This window comes from Neomesorhizobium albiziae, from assembly GCF_900114255.1.
Classification (GTDB): domain Bacteria; phylum Pseudomonadota; class Alphaproteobacteria; order Rhizobiales; family Rhizobiaceae; genus Neomesorhizobium; species Neomesorhizobium albiziae.
In genome coordinates this window covers 1-22,287 of record NZ_FOSL01000043.1, presented here as the reverse complement: position 1 = coordinate 22,287, position 22,287 = coordinate 1, and the positions used below count along the sequence as shown (strand labels likewise).

Annotated in this window: 21 protein-coding genes; 10 read left to right on the top strand and 11 right to left on the bottom strand. The window is 60.1% G+C overall.

What is annotated here, in order from left to right:
* Positions 1-555 (bottom strand): response regulator transcription factor (locus F3H98_RS28935; protein ID WP_149764257.1); only part of this gene is annotated, 555 nt, incomplete at its 3' end.
* Positions 552-3,359: an MASE1 domain-containing protein gene (locus F3H98_RS28930; protein ID WP_149764255.1), complete on the bottom strand. Its 2,808-nt coding sequence runs from the start codon at positions 3,357-3,359 to the stop codon at positions 552-554. The genes F3H98_RS28930 and F3H98_RS28935, both read right to left, overlap by 4 nt.
* Positions 3,360-3,783: 424 nt before the next feature.
* Between F3H98_RS28930 and F3H98_RS28925 the strand changes: the two genes are divergently transcribed.
* The 3 genes from F3H98_RS28925 to F3H98_RS28915 all read left to right on the top strand — a co-directional run bounded on the left by F3H98_RS28925 (position 3,784) and on the right by F3H98_RS28915 (position 7,831).
* Positions 3,784-4,818 (top strand): HlyD family secretion protein, encoded by a 1,035-nt coding sequence (locus tag F3H98_RS28925; protein ID WP_149764253.1) that lies wholly within the window; start codon positions 3,784-3,786, stop codon positions 4,816-4,818.
* Positions 4,815-6,512, top strand: a complete 1,698-nt coding sequence (locus tag F3H98_RS28920; RefSeq protein WP_149764251.1) for a DHA2 family efflux MFS transporter permease subunit — start codon at positions 4,815-4,817, stop codon at positions 6,510-6,512. Before F3H98_RS28925 ends, F3H98_RS28920 begins: the two co-directional genes overlap by 4 nt.
* Before the next feature lie 98 nt (positions 6,513-6,610).
* Complete coding sequence (locus F3H98_RS28915) at positions 6,611-7,831, top strand: adenylate/guanylate cyclase domain-containing protein (RefSeq protein WP_149764261.1); 1,221 nt, start codon at positions 6,611-6,613, stop codon at positions 7,829-7,831.
* Positions 7,832-7,984: 153 nt separating this feature from the next.
* Here F3H98_RS28915 and F3H98_RS28910 read toward each other — a convergent pair whose 3' ends face one another.
* The 4 genes from F3H98_RS28910 to F3H98_RS28900 all read right to left on the bottom strand — a co-directional run bounded on the left by F3H98_RS28910 (position 7,985) and on the right by F3H98_RS28900 (position 10,200).
* On the bottom strand, positions 7,985-8,626 hold the full coding sequence (locus F3H98_RS28910) for a glutathione S-transferase C-terminal domain-containing protein (protein ID WP_149764249.1): 642 nt from the start codon (positions 8,624-8,626) through the stop codon (positions 7,985-7,987).
* 58 nt (positions 8,627-8,684) lie between these two features.
* Positions 8,685-8,843 carry a hypothetical protein gene (locus tag F3H98_RS31410; RefSeq protein ID WP_188130625.1) on the bottom strand — a complete coding sequence of 53 codons (159 nt, stop codon included), beginning with the start codon at positions 8,841-8,843 and terminating at the stop codon, positions 8,685-8,687.
* Positions 8,844-8,850: 7 nt separating this feature from the next.
* A complete protein-coding gene (locus tag F3H98_RS28905) occupies positions 8,851-9,309 on the bottom strand; it encodes a carboxymuconolactone decarboxylase family protein (protein WP_149764248.1) in 459 nt (152 codons plus the stop codon).
* Between the two features lie 132 nt (positions 9,310-9,441).
* On the bottom strand, positions 9,442-10,200 hold the full coding sequence (locus tag F3H98_RS28900; RefSeq protein ID WP_149764246.1) for an SDR family oxidoreductase: 759 nt from the start codon (positions 10,198-10,200) through the stop codon (positions 9,442-9,444).
* Between the two features lie 484 nt (positions 10,201-10,684).
* Here F3H98_RS28900 and F3H98_RS28895 point away from each other — a divergent pair, with 484 nt between their 5' ends.
* A complete protein-coding gene (locus F3H98_RS28895) occupies positions 10,685-11,236 on the top strand; it encodes a sensor histidine kinase (protein ID WP_149764244.1) in 552 nt (183 codons plus the stop codon).
* Positions 11,233-11,511 carry a hypothetical protein gene (locus tag F3H98_RS28890; protein WP_149764242.1) on the top strand — a complete coding sequence of 93 codons (279 nt, stop codon included), beginning with the start codon at positions 11,233-11,235 and terminating at the stop codon, positions 11,509-11,511. Before F3H98_RS28895 ends, F3H98_RS28890 begins: the two co-directional genes overlap by 4 nt.
* A gap of 127 nt (positions 11,512-11,638) precedes the next feature.
* Here F3H98_RS28890 and F3H98_RS28885 read toward each other — a convergent pair whose 3' ends face one another.
* Positions 11,639-12,895, bottom strand: a complete 1,257-nt coding sequence (locus F3H98_RS28885) for a cytochrome b (protein ID WP_149764240.1) — start codon at positions 12,893-12,895, stop codon at positions 11,639-11,641.
* Positions 12,896-13,441: 546 nt separating this feature from the next.
* Here F3H98_RS28885 and F3H98_RS28880 point away from each other — a divergent pair.
* Complete coding sequence (locus F3H98_RS28880) at positions 13,442-14,068, top strand: TetR/AcrR family transcriptional regulator (protein ID WP_149764238.1); 627 nt, start codon at positions 13,442-13,444, stop codon at positions 14,066-14,068.
* A gap of 120 nt (positions 14,069-14,188) precedes the next feature.
* Here F3H98_RS28880 and F3H98_RS28875 read toward each other — a convergent pair whose 3' ends face one another.
* Entirely contained in the window at positions 14,189-14,545 is a 357-nt protein-coding gene (locus F3H98_RS28875; protein WP_149764236.1) for an SPW repeat protein, read from the bottom strand.
* Between the two features lie 309 nt (positions 14,546-14,854).
* Positions 14,855-15,991, bottom strand: coding sequence for a patatin-like phospholipase family protein (locus F3H98_RS28870; protein ID WP_188130626.1), 1,137 nt, complete (start codon positions 15,989-15,991; stop codon positions 14,855-14,857).
* Positions 15,992-16,505: 514 nt separating this feature from the next.
* Here F3H98_RS28870 and F3H98_RS28865 point away from each other — a divergent pair.
* Positions 16,506-17,174: a response regulator transcription factor gene (locus tag F3H98_RS28865; RefSeq protein ID WP_149764234.1), complete on the top strand. Its 669-nt coding sequence runs from the start codon at positions 16,506-16,508 to the stop codon at positions 17,172-17,174.
* 102 nt (positions 17,175-17,276) lie between these two features.
* Here the strand turns inward: F3H98_RS28865 and F3H98_RS28860 are convergent, their stop codons facing one another.
* The gene (locus tag F3H98_RS28860; RefSeq protein WP_149764232.1) at positions 17,277-17,561 is read right to left on the bottom strand and encodes a peptidoglycan-binding domain-containing protein; all 285 of its coding nucleotides are present in this window, start codon (positions 17,559-17,561) and stop codon (positions 17,277-17,279) included.
* A gap of 960 nt (positions 17,562-18,521) precedes the next feature.
* The gene (locus F3H98_RS28855; protein ID WP_149764230.1) at positions 18,522-19,109 is read right to left on the bottom strand and encodes an outer membrane protein; all 588 of its coding nucleotides are present in this window, start codon (positions 19,107-19,109) and stop codon (positions 18,522-18,524) included.
* Positions 19,110-19,427: 318 nt separating this feature from the next.
* Between F3H98_RS28855 and F3H98_RS28850 the strand changes: the two genes are divergently transcribed.
* The 3 genes from F3H98_RS28850 to F3H98_RS28840 all read left to right on the top strand — a co-directional run.
* Positions 19,428-21,302 (top strand): ATP-binding response regulator, encoded by a 1,875-nt coding sequence (locus F3H98_RS28850; RefSeq protein WP_188130624.1) that lies wholly within the window; start codon positions 19,428-19,430, stop codon positions 21,300-21,302.
* A gap of 38 nt (positions 21,303-21,340) precedes the next feature.
* Entirely contained in the window at positions 21,341-21,706 is a 366-nt protein-coding gene (locus F3H98_RS28845) for a response regulator (protein ID WP_149764226.1), read from the top strand.
* A gap of 320 nt (positions 21,707-22,026) precedes the next feature.
* A partial coding sequence (locus F3H98_RS28840; protein WP_149764224.1) for a transposase occupies positions 22,027-22,287 on the top strand: 261 nt, incomplete at its 3' end.

The following is a 22,287-nucleotide window of genomic DNA, read 5'->3' as shown; positions in this document are numbered from 1 at the left end:
CATTTTCTGCATCACGTTCCTTCGATGAATTTCCAGCGTCACTTCGCTGATCCCCAGTTCGGCGGCCGCCTGCTTGTTGAGCAGGCCGCTCACCACCAGCGGCAGCACCTCGCGTTCGCGCCGCGTCAGCTCGAGGTAGCGTTGCCTCAGCACGCCAAGGTCGGCGCGCTCCGATCTCTTTTCCCGGTCCTGGACGATCGCCACCTGGATTGCGGCCATCAGGTCGGCATCGCTGAAGGGCTTGGTCAGGAAATCCACGGCGCCGTGCTTGATCGCGCGCACCGAGGATGGGATGTCGCCATGTCCCGTGATGAACACGATCGGCGGATGGTCGCCCTGCGCGATCTGCCGCTGCAGATCGAGGCCGTTGATGTCCGGCAGTTCGACGTCGAGTATGAGGCAGGCAGGCAGGTCCGGCTTGTCCGCGCCGACGTAATCTCCAGCCGATGCAAAAGCCACCGCGCGCGTGCCATGCGAGGCCAGCAGTTCGCCGAGCGCCTCCCGGATGCGTTCATCGTCGTCCACGATGAAGACGATATGGTCGTCCGTCGTCATGCCGCGGCCTTCACTTCAACCGGCAGCGTAAAGATGAACCTCGCGCCATGCGGTTCGTTCTCCTCCGCCCACAGTCGGCCGCCATGCGATTCCACGATCGAACGGCAGATCGCCAGCCCCATGCCCATCCCCTGCTCCTTCGTCGTAAAGAATGGCTCGAACATCCTGTCTGGGAATTCGACGCCGGGGCCGCGGTCGCTGATCTCGGTTTGGACGACATCGCCGGTTCGGCGTACGCTCAGGCGAAGGACCCTGGCGTCCGCCGTGGATTCCATCGCCTCGATGCCGTTGCGCATCAGGTTGACCAAAACCTGCTGGATCTGGATGCGATCAAGCGCGACAGGCGGAAGGTCGCCTTCGATGTCGGTATCGATGCGCACACGCCGCCGCGCCGCCTCCTCGGCCATGAGATCCAGCGCTTCGGCGACAACGCCTCTGAGCGCCGTAGAACTTCTCGCCTCGGTGGATTGTTTGAAAACGGCGCGGATGCGGGTCACGACATCGGCGGCGGCGTTTGCGTCACGGGTGATGCGCTCTGCCGTGATCTTCGCTCGGTCGACGTTCGGCGGTTCGGCGGACAGCCAACGCAGGCAGGCCTGGGAATTGGCGACGATCGCGGCCAGCGGCTGGTTGACCTCGTGGGCAATCGAAGCCGAGAGCTCCGCCAAGCTGGCGGCCTGTGTCGCCTTGGCGAGCGCGCCGGACGCTTCTCGAAGCGCCTCTTCCGCGCGCATCTGCGCCTCTTCTGCACGCTTGCGTTCGGTCAAATCGAGAATATAGGCGACCCCTTGCCTGGACCGTCCCTCGAAGCTGGCAGCCCCGATCAGCACAGGCACTCGGCTGCCATCCTTCCTGAAATACTCCTTCTCTCGGGTTTGCATCTTGCCCGTCGCCCTGAGCTCTTCAGCTTCCTCGCGGGCATACACTTCTTGCCATTCCGGAGGCGTCATATCCAACCATCGAAGCCCGGCCTGCAAATCTTCGCGGTCGTACTGGACAATGCGAAGAAATGCGTCATTGGCCTCGATAAGCCGTCCGTCCATATCCCAGATAACGATCCCGATAATATCGGAATCGACGAGGCGCCGAATCTTCGCTTCTCGTTCTTCAATGTCGCGGTAAAGGCGCATCTGATCGTCTATGTCGATGGAAATTGCGTACCAATGCAAAATCTCTCCGCTCTGATCTCGCAGCGGCTCCCCGCGGCCGTCGACCCATCGGTAGGCGCCGTCCGCACGGCGCATGCGGTACTTCATGGCGTAGGGCTCGCCGGTGGCGAGGGAGTGGCGGACCGTCTCTAGCAGGCGGGTTGCATCTTCGGGATGGACGAGGGTCTTTATGGCCGCCGCCAGCCGGCTCATGCCCGGCTTGTCCAGTTGCGCAACGTCGGGCAGACCGAAGAAATCAAGCAGGCGCTTGTTGAAGAAGGTTGGCTCGCCCTCGGGCGTCAGACGCCTGATGTGGACCGGGACCATGTTTACAAGCTGCGAAAGCTCTCGCTCCCGTTCGCGCAGCGCCTCCTGCGCGCGCACCTCCTCGTCGATGTCGAGGGAAACGCCGTACCATTGCACAACCGTGCCGGTTTCATCACGCCGCGGCTCCACCCTGCACTCCGCCCATCGATAGGCGCCATCTTTCTCCCGCCAGCGAAACCGCATCGCCGACCCATCGCCAGTTTCGAAGCAATTCTGCAACGTGCGCTGCACTCCCGTGGCATCTTCGGGATGAATCAGCTCTTCCAGCAAAGTTTCGATGCGCGGCTCGCTGAGAGCTTCGAAATTCGTGATTACCGAGCGGAAATGATCCTGGTATCGCTTGTTGAAGTAGACAGGCCCGCCCGTAGGTGTTGCACTCCAGATGCGGATAGGCACGGCGTCGATCATCTCCTGAAGCTGCCGCTCGCTTCGCCGCAGCGTGAGCAGCGCCTGCTGGTGCTGCCGGGAGATGGCGGCTACGATAAGCACGGAAAATGCCGAGATGACCAGAAAGAGCTGTAGCATGATCTGCTCTTGCCTCTGGGTCTCGGGATCGCCGACAAACTGGCTGGCGCCGGATATTGTGAATACCACCGTAATCAGAGCGAGGAGGGCCAACGCAATGGCGGCGCCCCTGAACTCAAAGCGCACCGCTGCCCAAAGCAGCGGCGGCATGACGACGTAGGCGGAGACCAGATGACCGCTCAGGGAAAGGGCGGCGACGCCAAGAAAGATCAATCCCAGGATAGATGCTTCCATCCACCGCGCGTCCAAGGGTCGGGCCTTGCTATGCCAGTTCTGGAACACGACCAGCGCAAGTGGCGCCACGATCAAGACCCCTGTGGCGTCTCCTAGCCAAAACAGAGGCCAAGCCGCCGCGAAGCGTTGCATGCCGAACCACGCAAGTGTTGCACTTCCCACCGTGGCGCTTGCGATAGGCGCAATTCCGGCGCCCAGTACAACCAGGACCAGAACCTCCTGCAAGGTTTCCAGCCGGGCCAGCCGCGCGAAACGGTTCACGAGCCATGCGCCGACCACGGCTTCAAGCGCGTTGCCGGTATAGATCAGGATGGCGACGGGCAGCGGATTGTGGAACCACAAGACGTTGCTGAACAGTTCCGCCAGAAGGCCACCCAGCACCCACCACGGCCAGCTGTGCCTAGAGGCGAAGAGAAGCGTAGCAATGAAAAGCCCGCTTGGAGGCCAAATCGAAATACCCGTTCCAGGTACGATTGCGAGCGCTTGAGCGAAGCCGCAGCCCAAAACATAGGCCGCAACAAAAAGGCTTAAGTAAAGAATTTGGGGGCGGTGCGACCAGATGGACATCATCGGCGTCTCCTGCTGGGCAAGGAAAGACTGGGAGCTGTCAGCACCTGATGTAGCACTTCTCCTCGATATCTGGGTTGGCGAACTCATGGTCCAACCCTAGTCCCCGAATGTTTCAGCCGCATCTTATGGAAATCCATGAGATATGGCCGACAGGAGCATTCGCCCTAACCTCCGGCATGATGCTGCCTAGACGCTCGGCGGGAGAACTTGGCCCTCTCGCATGATGGCCCGACCTTGCCTCGACGGGCATGATTTTAAGGCAATGAAACCTCACTCGCCCCCGGTGGTGCGTCACCAATGCTCTCCGGCGACCGGTGGATAGCTTCGCCAGGCAGTGGCATAGGCAGAAGTACTGAACACCCTCTTGACTGGTAACGGACGTTACCGTATGTGACAATGGTAATGACAATTACCGGAGGCCGTCATGCCGCAACGTAGCAAGAAAAAGATGATCGGCTTGCTGCTCTGCATCTCGGCCACGGTCGTTCTGGTTGCAGGTTGGGCCTGGGCTCGTTCGAATGGCGAGACCTCGACTGACAACGCCTATGTCCGAGGAGACGTGACCGCGCTTGCCCCCAAGGTCGCGGGCTATGTCACCGCTGTAGAGGTCGGCGACAACCAAACCGTCCAAGCTGGTGACGTCCTGTTCCGGATCGACGATCGGGACTATCGCGCACGGCTTGCGCAAGCTGTGGCCAATGTCGAAGCAGCCCAGGCCCGTCTCACGAATGTCGATGCCGAAACCCAATTGCAGCATGCCCTAATTCGCCAAGCCGAAGCCCAGAAACTGTCGACCGTGGCCGAGTTGAACCTCGCCGCGCGGGCATCTGACCGCCGCCGCGAACTTATTCGCACAAGCGCTGTGAGCCAGGCCCAGGTCGATGAAAGCGACGCCGCGCGGTCGAGGGCAGAGGCGGGCGTCTCAGCGGCGTCCGCAGCGGTCGATGCACAGCAGCAACGCGTCGCTGTTCTTGCAACGCAGCGCGAAGCTGCCATTGCCGCCGTCGCGCAGGCAAAGGCCGCACGGGATCTCGCCCAAATAGATCTCGACAGCACCGTGGTACGTGCGCCAGTCAGCGGTGTTATCGGCAACCGCCAGGTCCGCATTGGCCGGCTCGTCGCGCCGGGCGCGGCTCTACTCGATCTCGTCCCGGTCAACGATCTGTGGGTCGTGGCGAACTTCAAGGAAACCCAGATCGAACATATCCAGCCCGGTCAGCGCGTCCGCATCATCATCGATGGTTACCCCAACGATACGATTGAAGGTGTGGTGGACAGCTTTGCGCCCGGCAGCGGGTCTGCCTTCAGCTTGCTCCCGGCAGACAACGCGACAGGAAACTTCGTTCGCGTCGTTCAGCGCGTTCCGGTAAAGATCCGGTTTGTCGGCAATCCATTGTCCGGCCGCCTCGTGCCCGGCCTGTCGGCGCGTGTCGAGGTCGATCCGGGGATCGGTTCATGACGGCAGCCGTCATCGCCATCCCGAGTCGCAGCCGACCTGCAACAGGAGCGCTTCTCGTCGCGGGCATAGTTCTCGCCAGTCTGACCGAGGCGATCGCCAGCACGGTCCTGTCGCTCGGGCGCGGCGATATCATCGGCGACACGTATGCAACTCCAGATGAGTTCGCGTGGCTGGATGTCGGATACACCGCTCTGAAGCTGATCGGATTCATGACCGCTCCGTGGTTGCTGAGCCGTATCAATCCACGCAGTCTGATCGTCGGCGCAACCCTTGTCATGGGCATGGCCTGCGCCATCGCCGCCATCACGGCTCGATTGGATGTATTGGTCGTGCTCCGCATCATACAAGGCTTCTCGGGAGGCATCCTGCTTGTCGGGGGGCAGGCGATCATTTTTCTTGCCTACCCGCGACACCAACAACCGCTCCTTCAGGCCTTGTTCGCAATGGGAGCGGTCGTTGCCCCAGCAACGATTGCCCCGGCCCTTCAGGGGTGGTTGCTCGACAGCCAGTCGTGGACGTGGATATTCTTCAGCATCGTTCCGGTGGCGTTGGCGGCGGCTGGACTCTTGCTGCTTGCGGAATGCCCGACGCCGGTCAAGGTTGCGCGCCGTCCATTCGACTGGCTTGGACTCTCGCTCGTCTCCGCATCACTCTTCTGCTTCACTTACGTGCTCAGCCAGGGCAGCCGATGGGACTGGTTCGAGGAACCGCGCATAATGTTGCTGACATCGATCGGCGCGGCCACGATGCTGGCATTTCTCGGCCAACAAGTGTTCGCCAAAGGTCAAGGCCTGCTCGACTTCACCTTGTTTCGGTCAGACGATTTTTGCTTCGCCTTTATCGTCAGTTTTGTGGCTGGCGCCGCGTTGTTCGGGAGCGCGTTCCTGATCCCGTCGTTTGCCGTCTCGGTCCTCGCTTTCACCCCTACCGGCGCCGGGCAACTCCTGTTGCCAAGTGGCGCGCTTTTCATCGGCGCGCTGCTCATTGCTGCCTTCCTCGTGCAGGTCTGTCGCGTTCCTCCGTTCGCCACGGTGCCCTTTGGGATCCTGATGATCATGGTTGCGATGTGGATGCTGTCCGGCTCGACCAGCGAGAGCGGCGCGGCCGACATGATGGCCGCCATCCTGTTGCGCGGCCTGGGCCTCGGCTTCCTGTTTCTGTCGATTACCCTCATCGCTTTCGGCAATCTCAGCAACCACAACCTCGCGTCCGGCATCGGTCTCTTCAACACGGGTCGCCAGCTTGGCGGTCTCATCGGGGTCGCCGGGCTCCAGACCCTGATCGACAACAACATCGCCGCCAATGTCGCCGTGCTCGGCGCCAACATCACCGCAGGCGTTCCTGCGGTCAGCGAACGTCTGATGACGACCACAGCGATGCTGGCGGCGAGGGGAATGGACGCGGTGGCAGCCAGCCGGGCAGCCACGAGTCTGCTGGGCAAGGTCGTCATCGGTCAGTCGAGCGTGATCGCCTTCGACACGGCATTCAACGCCGTCGCACTTTTGTTTGTTGTCGCCGCGCCCATACTGGTCGCGATCAAGATTGGCCTTGCCCGCTACGCGAAAATGCACACGGAGCGCTCGTCGCTGACATTGACTGCGACCCCGATGCTGCAGGCCTCGACGCCCGATATGGCTCCTGGACTGCATCAGCTGATACAGCCGCTGTCTATGGTGAGTGGTGGGAAAAACTGATCGACCACATTAGGATGATGCCGGCTGGACGATCTCGGGGTCGCATATGCCGGCAGCCTCGTGACGGCGGAATGCCCGAGGCGAAGGAACACGGAACAATGATTGCAGAATCTGGCAAATCCGCTTCGCCGCAGGCGAGCGGCGGCTCTGTCAGTTCGGCAGCCAGGGTTGCACTGATCGAATGGCTCGCGGGGGATGAATGCCACGCGCTCGACGACGCCGGTCTCGCAGCAGAATTCGGAGGGCGCCTGCGTGCGGCCGGCCTGCCCATCGACCGGCTGACGCTCCATTTGAGAACGCTGCATCCGGAGATTTTCGGCCGCAGCGTAGCATGGGCACCCGGCGAAACCGTGGAGATCCACGACAGGGAGCATGGCATCGAGGTTTCGCCGGGCTACGCCGGCAGCCCGCTTCGGCGCGTCATGGAGACGCGTGAGCCGCTGGTCGTGCGCCCAAACGGCGCCGGCGACCCAGCCTGGTTCCACACGGACCTTTTCCACGGGCGCGATCTCGTCGAATTCGTCATCGTACCGCTGTGCAATGCCGATGGTCTGGTCAGCGCCGCATCCTTCTCGACCACCCGCCCAAGTGGCTTTGCCGCGTCCGAGCGAGCTCTGTTGGACCGGATCGTTCCAGCTCTGCGCAATGCCTGCGAGCTGCTTACTCTGAGGAGAGTCGAGTCGACGCTGCTCGATACCTATGTGGGCGCGACAACGGCGCGTCGCGTCATGGCGGGCCGCGTTCGCCGCGGCGAAGTCGAAACGCTTGAAGCCGGCTTGATGCTCTGTGATCTGCGCGGATTCACGGAGCTGTCCAACCGATTGCCCGGGGAGCGCGTGCTCGAGCTGCTCAACGCCTACTTCGATATCGTCGTGCCGGCAATCACCTTCGCGGGCGGTGAGGTGATCAAGTTCATGGGCGATGCGGCACTCGCTTTTTTCCATCGTGACACTCCCGCTGGATCCTGCTCTGCCGCGTTGCAGGGCGCGATGCGTGCCTTGGAAGGCCTGGGCCGATATACCGCGCCCGATGCTGAACTCCATGCCGGCATCGCGCTACATTATGGAGAAGTCTCCTATGGCAACATCGGCTCGGGCCAGCGGCTCGACTTCACGGTGATAGGGCCTGACGTCAATCTGGTGAGCCGGATTCAGGCCGTATGCAGCGCGACCAGCCGTCCGCTCCTGATGTCCGAGCGATTTGCAATGCTCCTCGATTCCGAAGCAGCAGTTGCGATTGGCCGTTTTGAGCTCAGAGGATTTGCCGAGCCGGCCGAACTCTACGCACCCGCTGAGAACTATGCTCAATCGGGTCGGTGATGGGTATTCCCGGAACGCTCTGGGAAGAACACGGCGATCGGACAGCAGGCTTCTAGAGCATTTTGCGGCCAAATGGAATCGGTTGGCGTCCGCATAAATGCGGCAAAACAAATAGTTAGAGCGAGTTACCGGTTCTGAAGAACCGGAACCGCTCTAGGAGGTCAATTGAGGCTCCGCGTCCTTGCGAATGCGACGCATCCGTTCCTTTGCCTCGAGAAGCCCTTCATGCTCCATCGCAGCCTTTACGGCCGGACGGCCCGACATGCGGTGGCGCATGGCAACGAATGGCGTGGGAATGGAGACATCGAAACGCTCGGCCCACAACAGCATCACGAACAGATAGAAATCGGCGACAGTGGGCTCAGCGCCAAAAAGGTAGTCGCCCTCAAGTCCGTCGGCCAGGTCGTCCAGCAGCTTGGAAATGGTCGCTCTTGCCTGCGCCTTTTGATCTTCGTTGCCGGCGTGCCACATCGGCTTGAAGCTGCGGTGTATTTCGGTCGAGATAAAAGCCAACGCTTCCAGAAGGCGCGTGCGGCCGAGTTTTCCAGGAACGCCGAGCGCCGGGTATTCCGAGGCGAGCCAGTCGAGAACGGCAATGTTCTCGGTAAGGATTTCTCCGTTGTCCAGAACCAGCGCCGGAACGTAGCCCTTGCGGGTTACGTTATTGAAATCGCCGCCCGAAGCCGTTTGCTTCGTCTTGATATCGACGCGCTCGCTTTCGAACGGCGCTCCGGCTTCGAGCAAAGCGATATGATCGGCCAGGCTGCAGGCGAGGGGGCTGTAGTACAGTTTCATGTTGGTATCCTTCCAACGAGGAATGTTCCTTGATCGGATCTTCTCACCAGGATCTGATTCAACGATAGCCGGCGCCGGCGACGTAGTTGGAGAGCAGCTGCCCCAGGCGCGCGCACTCCATTTCCGTCGCCAACGGCATTTTCTCGGCTGCCGGGTCGGCCACATCTATGTCGGGCCGATCCGGGAGGCCGAAGGCCGAAGCTGACCGGGAGGTCATCCTTGCTTCAGGCGGCGGCGCGCATGCGGTCCGCCGGGTGCTGCAGGCGAAAGCCGATCGCCAGTCTGTTCCAGGCGTTGATGGCAGCGACGCCGATCGACAGCGCGAGGAGTTCATCTTCCGAAAAAGCGTTCCGGGCTTCGTCATAGACCGCGTCAGGCGCATGGGTCTCGGCGACCCGGGTCAGTGCTTCGGCCCAGGCGAGAGCTGCCCTTTCGCGTTCCGTGTAGAGGCCGGATTCGCGCCAGGCGTCGAGGAGCAACAGCCGGTCCTCGGTCTCGCCCAGTCTGATGGCGTCTTGCCGGTGCATGTGCAGGCAGTGCGCGCAGCCGTTCATCTGCGAAACCCGCACTTTGACGAGTTCCAGCAGCTTCACATCGAAGTTGCTGGCGATCCAGCTCTCGACCGCGATGAGGCCCTCGATGCCGCCATTCTTTCGGGTCAGCCAATTAAGGCGCTTGGTCATGTCATGCTCCCATGATCTCGGGGTTGATATGTTTGATGTTTCGAAGGGTGCTTCACTCAGCTGTTCTTCCGGGCGCCGCAGGGATGTTTTGCCCATGCGGGGCCTGCAGGACGCGTGGGGCGGCGATGACGATCAGTGCCGTTGCGCCGCTGCTTGGCTGAACCAATCCTCGAAGCGCATGGCGCCGATGCGCGGGTTGTCGCCGGGCACGAGCGAAAGGTCTTCCAGTTCGGTGCCGAAATAGAGCGCGCGCGGATCCGCAATCACCTTGCGTGGATCGTTGGCCGCTTTCAGGAAACGCGCGACAACTTCATTGAAGCGCCCCCGCTCCGGGCCGGCGATCTCGACCGTGCCGTTAAGCGGTTGGGCAAGCGCCACGTCGGCCATGACGTCGGCGACGTCGTCCGATGCGATGGGCTGAAAAGAGACGGGTGGCAGGTGGACGGAATCCCCAACCATTGACGATTGGGCGATACCGCTCAGGAACTCGAAGAACTGGGTCGATTGAACAATCGTGTACGGTATCCCGGAACTCCTGATCAGATTCTCCTGTGCCATCTTGGCGCGCAGATACCCACTGCGCGGCAGGCGTTCCGTACCGACGACTGAGAGCGCGATATGATGTTTCACCCCGGCGGCGGCTTCCGCGGAGAGCAGATTTCGGCCGGAGGTCTCGAAGAATTCCATAACGGCCTTGTCCTCGAACGAAGGCGAATTCGCCAGGTCGATGACGACCTGTGCTCCAGAGAGAGCGTCGGCCAATCCTTCACCCGTGATTGTGTTTACGCCGCTGTTCGGTGATGCCGCGAGCACCTCGTGGCCCCGTTTGCGCAGCCTCTCCACCGTCTTCGATCCAATGAGCCCGGTGCCACCAATAACCACGATTTTCATCTCAACCTCGTTCGCGTTTCAGGATTGGGTTGTCCGATTAAGCCGCCCGCTGATGCGGCCGCGATATCGTTCGTCGTCCGTACCACGGACAATGCGACGGAGACGCTGGTGAGGCTATCCAACGGAAGCATCTGTCATGCGATGCGAAGGTCTAGGATTGATGCGTCCAGAGGCTGGGAATTCTAGTCAGCCGGATGCCGAAGGGTGCCTCAGGCATTGGGCGATCTGACGATGAGGGAAAGTGATCGGTGGCGCCCATCACATGACCGGGTAGCGGCGTGCCGCATGATTTTCTGGGACCGTCCCTGGTACCGCAGGAAGTCGGGAAGGCGCCTATCCACACCGGCCGCATCGGATTTCATTCACCGGGCTTTGGCGGGACGTATACCGCGGTATGCATGGCCCTCTCCCTTGATCCAATCGAACGCAGAAGCCCGTCGACATAGCGTCTTCAGGACAAAGGCCGCCAAAAAATCGGCCGGAGATGGAGGCCGAAATGTCGAACCCTGAAACAAAACCGGAGCTGGTTGGTGAGCACCTGCGTGAACAGGTGAGCGCAAACATCTGCCTGGCCGAGGTCGAGACTCTTATCCGGTGCGTATGGGAGCCGAAAATCCATCTCGAGGTCCGCGTCGGAGCCGACCTGCCTGCCGTGCAATGCGATCGCCTGGGTTTGCAAGACGCGCTTTTGAATCTCGTTTTCAACGCGCGCGACGCAATGCCGGATGGCGGCCTGATTTCGATTGAAGGCGAGACCGTCGTCGAGGGCGCGAACGTCCTTGTCGAGCTTCGCATCGAAGACAGCGGTATTGGAATGACGCAGGAAACCGTGCTTCGCGCCTTCGAGCCCTTTTTCACCACGAAGGACAAAGGCCTTGGCGGTGTCGGCCTGACGACGGTGAAACACCTGGCCGAACAGCATGGCGGAAGCGTCGATATCGAGAGCACGCTCGGATCGGGCACAACGGTGATCCTGCGATTGCCCGCGATGCAGGACCGGCAGGAATATCTGCCAGCAAAGAGGAGAGTTCGATGACCAGCATTCTCGTGTTGTGGGTTTGTCTCTCGTCGGGGGAGCAATGCCAGCCAATGATTGGAGAGCAGATGCAGTTCATGGAGTGCCTCATGACGGGGCAAGTGAAGGCCGCCGACTTCATCAACAAGAACCCCCGGTATCAACTGGAAAAGTATGCGTGTGTTGAGCCGCGTCGCGTTCAGGCGCTTCTCGGAAGGACCGTGGCACAGTTGTTTCCTGGCATTGGCCGGGATCGGCAATCGTCGCCGGCCGATAGTCGGTCCGTGTTATTGTAGGGCGAAAGGCTTCTACAGCCGGACCCGGGTGCATTTGGCGGTGTGAAAGATCATCCCGATGGCATTGAACGCTGTCAGCCTCGATGCCGCCCCTGATCCCGGGCCATCCAGCTTTTCGTGGAAACCGCTACCTTGCCTTGACCTTCTGAAGAACGGCTTCGGTTATCGAGTTGGGAAGCCGACGCGGTGTCTCGATCAGGCCAAGTAGCGGCATGGCGACGACGAAAAACGCGAAATAGTAAAGTGTCGCCAACTGGGACATGGTGACATAGGCCCCTTCCGCCGGTCGCGATCCTAGCCAGCCAAGGAAAACGGCGTTGGCGACAAACAGCCAGAAGAGCGGCCTGTACAAAGGCCGGTAGCGCGCCGAGCGCACCTTCGCGGTGTCGAGCCAAGGCACGAGGAACAGCACGGCGACCGAGCCGAACATGGCCAGCACGCCGCCGAGCTTGGAATCGATCGGCCCGATATTGAAGGTGATGGCGCGCAGGATTGCGTAGAACGGCAGGAAATACCATTCCGGCACGATGTGGGCCGGCGTCTTCAGTGGGTCGGCGGCGGTGTAGTTATCGGGATGGCCGAGATAGTTTGGCATGTAGAAGACGAAATAGGCGAAGACGAGCAGGAAGATCACGGCCCCCAGCGCATCTTTCATGGTGGCCGGCGGCGTGAAGTCCACGACGTCGGTCGGCGATTTCACCTCGATCCCGTCTGGATTGTTCTGGCCAACGAGGTGAAGGGCCCAGATATGTAGAATAACGACACCGGCAAGCATGAATGGCAGCAAATAATGCAGCGCAAAGAAGCGGTTGAGGGTGGGATTGTCGACCGCGAAGCCGCCGAGCAGCAACTGCTGGATCCAGTCACCGACGAGCGGGATGGCGGTAAAGAAGCCGGTGATGACGGTGGCGCCCCAGAACGACATCTGTCCCCAGGGCAAGACGTAACCCATGAACGCCGTCGCCATCATCAGCAGGAAGTTGGTGCACCCCAGCACCCACAGAAGTTCGCGCGGCGCCTTGTACGAGCCGTAGTAGAGGCCTCGCAGCATGTGGATGTAGACCGCAATGAAGAAGAACGACGCGCCGTTCGAATGCAGATAACGCAACAGCCAGCCGGAATTCACGTCGCGCATGATCTTCTCGACCGCATTGAAGGCGAGCGTCGTGTCAGCCGCATAGTGCATGGCCAGCACGACACCGGTCACGATCTGGGCCGCCAGCATCATCGAGAGGATGCCGCCGAATGAATAGGCGTAGTTTAGGTTGCGCGGGACGGGATAGGCGATGAATTGATCATGCACCAACCGCGGCAGCGGCAGGCGGGCGTCGAGCCAGCGGCCTACCGCGGTTTTGGGGGTATAGGTTGAATGTCCGCCGCCCATGACAACGCTCTCCCTGCTGCATGAAACTTCAGCGCCGGCTTGCGCGCGCTTCCTTATCCAATTGCCTTTCAGCGAAAGCGCGGGGGGTGTGACTGCGAGCCGTGAGATTGTTGGGAGAGGTGGGATCTTCGGCGTGGCCGGGTTATGTAGGCTCGGCGGGTCGCCGGGCTAAAAAACTCGTCAGGGATGCCGTCGTGTCTCGTCATCGCAGGGTCGAGGCCGCAGAGCCTCAAGACAATCGGCAGCAACTTCGAAAGGGCCAAACGTAGCGTCATTTCCGGTTTCCTTTGCTGGATTGCGAACGATCAACCATGCCAATCCTTCCATGGCGTCAGCCATCGTGCTGAGGGCGCGGGGGTTCGATACCTTGGTCTATGATTTCCTGAGTGAAGGGCTACGGCAGGCGGATATTGGTGTCGCAGGTCATGGGTGCTGGCGTCTTGCCTGCGATCCGCAGCTACGACCGCCCAGGCGCCGACCATTGACACCGACGGTAACGGACGTTACCAGTCGTGGCGGCTGATCATGACAAGAGGCTAAGGAACTGTGGTTGCAGCAAAGTCAGCGCGGTCGAAAAGTCGCCGGCAAACACTTCTTGAAGCGGCTGCCAAGGTCTTTTTCGAACAGGGCTACGCGGCAACAAGCATCGACGCGATCATCGAACGCGCCGGTGGATCGAAAAGAAACATCTACAATGAGTTCGGGAACAAGGAGGGCCTGTTCTCGGCCATCGTCACCGAAAGCGCAGACAAAGTGCTGTCGACCTTGGTCATTGACGAGATCGAGGAGCACGACCTGCGGCAGACGCTCACGGTTTTTGGTCAACATCTCATGGCGGTTTACATGTCTCCCGCGTTGATCGGCATCTACCGAATAGCCGTCACCGAAGCCAACCGCTTTCCCGATCTTGTGAAGTCTTTCTATGAACAAGGGCCGAGCCGTGCCACATCCCGGTTGGCCGAGGTTCTTGAAGGCGCCAAGCAACGGGGAGAGATTCGGGCGGATGATTGCCTGCAAGTAGCCGACCACTTTGTAGGCATGATCCGGGGCAACCTTCATCTGCAGGTCGTTCTCGGGTTGCGCGCGCCACCGTCAGAGGAAGAAGCACGAAAGGCGGTCGGCTCTGCAGTAGGCGTTTTTCTCAACGGCGTTCGACCTGGCCAGGACACGTAGAAGGTCTGCTTGCCAAGCAGTCGGCGGCGGTGCGGCTACGGCTCTCCGAGCGGATTCCACCGAAGCAGCTGAGGGACGGTCGCCGAGCAGGTCCGCGAGTCCGTCCCCCGTCTGCTTGTGTTAACTGCTGCTTGAAGGCGCGGGCGCTTTGCGACTGGCCATAAGCTGAATGGCGGCGATCGTCGCGACAGACGCTCCAATCAGGACGTGTGTCCACATTGGCGTCGGCGCAGATCCGAAGCCAAGCAGGAATGGTGCGACTAGCGCCCAGCACCCCAGGGTAAGGTTCGACCATTCTGTCCACGTGGCGTAGCGATAGAGCGCCACGGCGGACCACGTCACGATCAGCACGCCGACGATCCCCGCGTTCCAAGCCGCCGCGGGTAGCCCGGGGAACATGAAGGCAGCGCAGGCCAAGGTTGCACCCAGAATGAGGTTGGTCCACTCCAACCCCTTGTTTGGCACATCATTTGTCATCTTCATCTCCTTTGAGTCCGGCAACATGTGCCGTTCCACCTCTCTCCATCAGGACCGAAGCGGCTGGTGCGAGGAGGTGCGAGGAGAATGGGGACGGCCGAGCCACTGGCCTATTCTACACAGGCATCTGTCAGGGGATGCGAAGGTCTAGGCCTGTTGGCCACGATGTCGGAGGCAAGGCATCGAAGCGCTCGGATCACAGCGTGCTTCGACATAGCAACCGCGACTTCCACTTGGAGCGGTATGCCGCTTTCCATACGCCGCCGGCTCCGGCGCCGCAAGATTTGGAGAAGCGCGCAGAGCCTGCCGTCAGCGAAAGACAGGATGTTCCTTCCACGCATTTCCAGCAATGACTTCGGCATATCCCAGGTCATAGAGTGTCCGCATGTAGCTGGCGTTGAAAGGGTCGAGCAGTGAGTAAGGGACTTGAACGTCAATTGCCGCCAGATGGAAGCGCGCACCTGTCAGCCTGGCGTAGTTATAGAGGGTTGTAAGCTCGCTCTGTGTCTGCGACTTGAGCAGGATCAGGTATGCCCTTGCAATCACAGAGAGCGTCTTATTCTGTGTCGTAGCAAATTCCGGCATAAGGGCGTTGTTGACGATCACGTAAAAATTGACGCTCTGCCGTTCGTTCGGCACGAGACGGTTTGCGCTCGTCAGGATCGAGTGAGGAAGCATCAGGACTTGCGACGAGGAGCCTCCATCGGAATGCATTTCCTCGAAGTGGCGCCCTCCTGACTCGGCCTCGATCATGACCGCCGGATAAACGCCCGGGATACTTGCCGATGCGATCAGGACGTCCTGGAAAAGCTTCAGCGCGTCCGGCTGACCGCTGTTGGCGATGGCGCCCATGTTCCAGACGACGGCACGTTGGGTGTCGAGGTTGGTGGTGAGGACAAAAAGGCGCCGACCTTTGCGATGTTCGGCTGCAACTTGGCGCTGGACCGCGGCCGTGATGAAGCGCTCGACCATCCGCCTCATCGGCGCGGATCCCAGAAAGCTCGATCCGAACAACCCCACGGGACCTCTGGTTGCGACAAGGTCTTCCGCAATGCCGCTTGTAAAGAGATGCACCAGCGTATCGTCATAGGCCGATCCGAGGAATGCGAATGGTGCGATCAAGGCGCCCGTGCTGACGCCGGTGACAACATCGAATGACGGACGGGTCTTGGCTGCGCTCCACGCCGAAAGCACGCCCACACTGAAGGCGCCCCCCGAACCGCCCCCGGAGATCATCAGGAAATCGAGGCCATTGGGCCTGGTCGCTGGCGCCCAGTCGCGAACATTTCTTGGGGCTTCATGGGGCCGAGCGTCGCGATGGATCCGGATCTCGCCATAGCCTGCAATTGCAGCTTTGTCCGCTTCCCCGGCGTTATGGGGCCTGTCGCTGAAATTCGCGACGACCCACACATCGTCCGCCGGGGCTTCCAAGCGCCCGACAACCAGCCATTGCCAAGCCAAAATCCAGGCGACAATAGCAACCAGCCCTGCCAGTCCAACACGCACCAATACTTTCAAAAGGCGCACAACAGGTCTCCGACGCGCTTGGCTTCGCGAACGCTATTTTCTGGAAGCGCATGGGTCGATTGCTTCTGGGGGCTGGTTTGCTAACCCGATGGTATAGGGTCTCTAACGCCTGGGTCGAATGTACCGCGCCCGGTGGTCGCGATAGCCGAGGTGCAGGATGCACGCGCTCAAAGCTTGGGAACCCAGCCGGAGGCATCCAATGCCGCACGGCCTCGAAATAGGCATAGCGCCGGCAGACCGCGCGTGAACCTATACCGACGTCTAAATTAGCTCTTCAAAATATTAGGCCAGATCATCCATTGTTTGGTTGCGCTGTCTCTCCGCATGACGTTACGTCAGGTCCTTATGAAGACGGTATATAGCCGCATAATGGCTGAGGTTGCCCCCAAGCGCTTTGGCGGAAGGTAACAAGCCGGGCTTTGAGGCGAGAATTATGGGCGTGACAAATTCAGGAACCGCAGACAGCCCGGTAGCAATTCTGGTTGACGATGACGCGGAGGTTCGCGACTCTTTGGGGGAGCTGCTGAATTCGATCGGCATCGACTCGATTTCGTTTTCTTCCGCCCAAGAAGTCCTGGACGCAAAGCTGCCAGATCGCCCCGGTTGCCTTGTTCTCGATGTGCGCATGCCGGGTCTGAGCGGCCTCGACCTCCAGAGCCTCCTTGCAGCCAGGGGCATACTGATGCCGACGGTATTCTTGACGGGTCATGGCGACATCGCCATGAGCGTCCAGGCGATGAAAGCCGGGGCATCGGATTTCCTGACCAAGCCCGTGCGCGACCAGACGTTTCTTGATGCGGTGTCGGCGGCTGTTGCTGCTGACATCGCCCGAAGAGCGGCCTCAGCCGTGTCGCGCAAGAATGCTGCCCTTTATGAGACCCTGACGCCGCGCGAGCGGGAAGTGTTGAAGCTTGTGGTTAGCGGAGCGATGAGCAAGCAAATCGCATTCGATCTTGGCATCAGTGAAATCACTGTAAAGCTTCATCGAAGCAACATGATGAGAAAGATGCACGCAAAATCCATCACAAACTTGTTCAGCGCTTGGCAGTCACTTCCGGCCGATATGCGTTCGACGCCAACTGAAAACAGCAAGGCGCTCTGACGACGGGCTCAAATGGAGTTGAGGCGCCCAGATCCGGGGAGCCAGCCGAGGCGGAACCAGAAGGAGTAGATCAGCAGCAAGGCTGTCAGGAAGAGACGCGCTCTAAAAATCCTGCTCGACGAGCTTCTTCCAGGTCAGCGGGCCGACGATGGCGTCCGTTTCGAGATTGGCCGCTGTCTGGAAGGCTAGCGCCGCCTGCTTGGTCTTGGCGCCAGCCGCCCCGTCCGCCGTCAAGGGCGGGATCGGGCTGCCATCCTCGCCGACGTCGCCAGCGGTGAGGAAGAGATTCAGCAATGCCTGAAGCGTCTTGACGTCCTCGCCCTCGACCGACTGCAATTCGGCCTTTCTGAGGTCGATCGTCTTCAAGCTTACGGCAACCTGCGCCATGATCCGCTACTCCTTTTGCCGACCTCTTCGAGAAGTCCTTGAAGCGCACGAAGCCGCCCTACGCACTGCGCTGCGTGCATGCAGATTAGCAAGATTGCATTGATTGGGAACTGTCCAAAGGGCTGCCGCTTTGCATATCGCACTGCGCTGTTTGAACGACCCAGGTGGATGCGTTCAACTCTGCTTTGATGATGCTGAACGGATTGAGCGTATCTGGGTCTCGACAATTGCGACCTGCTCGGTGCCGAGTTCGAAGTCTATCAAAGCTCGTCGCAACTCATGCCGCGGTCGTTGGTTTGGACCTGGCCGTTTTTTTCAGGCGGTCAGCCAGAGAACGGCTGTGAAAAGACCTGCTGCAACAAGCAGCGCAACAAACGCCTGTCTGGCTATTGTCTCTTCGCCGGGAATTCTCTCGAAATGGTTCATTTCGCGTGCCTCCATCACGTACGAAATTTCTCATTTCTGGCCGAGGAAGAATGTGACCTTTCCCACATAGAAGAAACTTGACCTTTTGCGCACAGTCCGCGCGTCGGACCATTGCGATAAAAGGGCTGCCTACTAAGCGGCCACCCCTGAGCCCCCGCTTAGTAGGCATTTGAAACGAAGGAACGACGATGTTGTTGCATTCGCCCGCCCTTCGGCTTCACGCTTTCTATAGTAGACAGGCGAGGGTTCTGTCGTTAGCGCCGCGTCCGGGAAGTTTGCGCTCCGTCCATTTGTTTGGCCGGAGCGACGCGACGATTGCTTCCGCGCCAGGCAATGGTGCTTCGATCTCCCGGCTTGAAGGCGGCAAGAAGAAAACCACGTCGCCGTCAATGATCCCGGGATCATGAAGCGGGTCGAAACTTCAGGGATCCGAAGGCCGCCAGCCGCCAGAGACGAAAGCTGGTTTCCATGCTCGTCAGCGCGGCTTACAACGTATTGAGGCCCTGATTTCGCTTCGTCAGGTCGCTTGAAACCTCAGAACTTGACGCCGACACGGGCTGTCAGAACGTCGACCTTGGCGTCGATCTGGGTGCCGTCGAAATCATCGAAGCCGAAATGCGAATACTGGCCGCCGACGGTTACGTTGTCGGTCAGCGCATAGTCGACGCCCGCGCCGGCAACCCAGCCCCAGTCCTTCAGGTCGACATTGGTGGTCGCGTAGACGCCGCCGGCATGGCCGGTGATCAGGAAGCGGTCGATCGCGTAGCCGGCGCGCGCCTTCAGCGCCACGCTGTTGTTGACCTTGATGAAATCGAGCAGTTCGTAGTTGATGTCGAGCCGCATCGCCTCCACTTCCGCGCCGACGACGAAGTTGCCGAAGCCGTGGAGATAGCCGGCATGTGCGCCGAACACCCAGTCGTCGCCCTCGTCGTGCAGGGGCACCGGGAACTGGTTGTCCACATCTTTCAGCCAAGCATAACCGGCGGAAGCGCCGACGTAAAAGCCTGTCCAGCCGAATCGCTCCGGATTGACATCTGGAGCGATGTCGACCGCGGGATCGGCGGCCGATGCCGCCCCGCAGGTGACGAGAATTGAAATCAGGCCTGCGACAGCGATACGCATCCGCGATGCTCCTGGTGAGAAATTGGCGTCAAGCAAGCTATAAACATTACGATTCGTAAGACATTACAATTGCCAACTGCTTAAGAAAGCTTGCCCCGCAAGAGTTTTGGAGGTTGCGGACCGGCTGGATTTCATCGCGCAATTCTTGCCTGTAAACTAATTTCCGCAGTTCACGCGCACAAATTCGGCGATACAATATGTCGGTCGATGTGCGAACCGCCTTTTGGTTGTGGACAAACGCAGCATTCCTTGCGCGTTTACCATCTGTCAAGATGCGGTCGACATTGGTTAGGAAGACGTAACCCTGGGGGCATCGCGGTGCATTTCCTGCAGAGGCTCGAGGCATTTATCGATTGGTTCGTGCCGCCCGCCATCAACCAAGATGCGCACGCAAGAAAGCGCGTGCGCATGTTCCTGATCAGCCATCTCTGCGGCCCGTTTCTCGGCGCGCCCATCTGGCTGTTTCTGTGGGTGAACGATCCCAATCCGCTGCCGCAGGTGCCGATCCTGGCTGCCCAGATCGCCGCATTCTGGCTGTTTCCGCTGGCTTTGAAGCTTTTCCCGAGCCACTACACCGCGCTCGCGGTCATCTCGGTTTTCAATCTGAGTTCGGCGATCCTGTGGGGCTCATACAATTACGGCGGCGCGAGTTCACCTTTCCTGGTGTGGTTCCTGGTGATGCCGCTGCTGGCCTTCTTCTACCTTGGTTCGGGCCCTCGCATCCGCGTCATCATCTTCGCCCAGATCGCCATCGGCCTTATGGCGTTCTATGCTGCGTTCCGGCTTGAAAACAGCTTTCCTTCCCGCATTCCGCTCGACGACATGGTCGAGGTCGGCATCATTTCCGCATTCTGCGCCGCGACCTACGTTTTCCTGATGGCAAGTTATTATTCGAGCGTCGTGGACTCGCAGTCGGAACTGCTGCGGGAAATCGATCGGCATCAGGAGACGATGAAGATGCTGACGCTCGCCAAGGATGAAGCGGTGCGGGCGAACGGCGCCAAGTCCGACTTCCTCGCCAAGATGAGTCACGAGCTGCGCACGCCGCTGAACGCCGTGCTCGGCTACAGCGAAATCCTGCTCGAGGATGCCGAACTGGAAGGCAGGGGCGAGCAGATCGCCGACCTCCAGAAGATCAGCGGCGCCGGCAAGCACCTGCTCGCCATGGTCAACGATATCCTCGACATTTCGAAGATCGAAGCCGGCAAGATGGAACTCAATATCGAGAGTGTCGATCTCGATGCGCTGATCCGCGAAGTGGAGGCGACCAGTCGCCCCCTGGCGGCGAAAAACACCAATGCCTTCATTGTCGAGCGGGCCGAAAATCTGGGGACCGTCCATGTCGACGCCACCAAGCTCAGGCAGGCGATCTACAATTTGTTGAGCAACGCCGCCAAGTTCACTCACAACGGACAGGTGAAGCTTTCGGTGCGGCGCGAAATGCGTGAAGGCGGCGAATGGCTGGTGATCGCGGTGGCCGATACCGGCATGGGCATCAGCAAGGAGCAGCAGGAGAGCCTGTTTTCCAACTTCTCGCAGGCCAACCCTTCAATCGCCGCGAAATATGGCGGCACCGGCCTCGGCCTGTCGCTCAGCCAGAATCTCTGCCGCCTGATGGGCGGCGTCATCACCGTCGAAAGCGAGCTCGGAAAGGGCTCCCTATTTATTATCCACCTGCCGCTCGGTTCCGACGACGGCGCACCTGAGGACGACGGGTCGTCGCGGGCGCCCAGGAAAGACAGCCGCGAACGCCACGCCAGCCTGTCGACCGTTCAGCATGCACCCGACAAGCCGCAGACGATTCTGCTTGTCGACGACGACCGTGCCTTCCTCGAACTGGCCGAGCGCCTGTTGCTCAAGGAAGGTTACAGCCCGATTATCACCGATGCGCCCGAATCGGTGCTGCAGATCGTGCGAACGGCACGTCCGGCGGTGGTTTTTCTCGACATTTTGATGCCTGGCCTCGACGGTTGGGATGTACTTGCAACGCTGAAGTCCGACCCGGTAACCGCGAGCGTTCCCGTCATCATGCTGAGTGTTCTCGACGATCAGCAGAAGGCCCGCGCCCAGGGAGCGGAACTTTTGCTCACCAAGCCGCTTGATACACGCAAGTTGAAGCAGGCATTGCAATTGGCGCGGCGCAGCCCCTCAGGCCCCGAGGGCAATGGCCGCCTGACCACGGTCACAGGTTGAATCATGAGCAATTCGCACAAAGCCGCAGGAGGTGAAGCATGACGATGGTATTGATCGTCGAGGACAATCCGATCAACCGGGATGTGCTGGGGCGCCGGCTTGAGCGTCGCGGCTACAGCATTCGTTTCGCCGAAGATGGGCCTTCCGGGATATCGACGGCCAAAACTCTCATGCCGGATGTCATTCTGATGGACATCGGGCTTGGCGAAATGGATGGCTGGGAAGCGACGCGCCGCATCAAGGCCGATCCGCAGACCGGTAATATCCCTATTATCGCGCTGACCGCCAGTGCCTTCGAATCGGACCGGGAAAAGAGCTTCGCCGCTGGATGCTGCGATTTCGACACCAAGCCGGTCGATCTGCCGAGACTGCTGGGGAAAATCGAGAGAAGCCTGGAGATGTGAACCGCGTCGCCGGCTCGACTGGCGCGGTATCTGTCGCAAAAAGCCGCCACCCGGTCGGGATGGCGGCTTTTTTAACGCGGCCAGCTAGAGCATGATCCCGAAAAGTGGGAACCGGTTTTCGGAAAAGATCATGCTCCAACAAAGAGCTAGAGCATGATCCCGAAAAGTGGGAACCGGTTTTCGGAAAAGATCATGCTCCAACAAAAAGATAGAGCCCCATTTCCGATTCAATCGGAATGGGTTGGGCTCTAGGTGGTGTGGACTCTTGGGATTCCCAAGGCTGAGCAAATCAGATTCAAGGCTGTCTTTTGGAGGCAGCCATGGGTGTTCTCGACCGTCTGATACTTCGCGACGACCAGTGGGAGCGCATGTCGGTCCACATCATCGGTGACGAACGGACGCGGGGTTCGTCGGGCCGCGACAACCGGATGTTCGTGGAAGCGGTGCTTTGGATCGTGCGCACGGGCTCGCCCTGGCGCGATCTGCCCGATGTCTTCGGAGACTGGAACAGCGTCTTCCGCCGTTTCAGCCGGTGGAGCCACAAAGGTGTCTGGTGGCGCATCTTCGCGGCGATGTCGGAC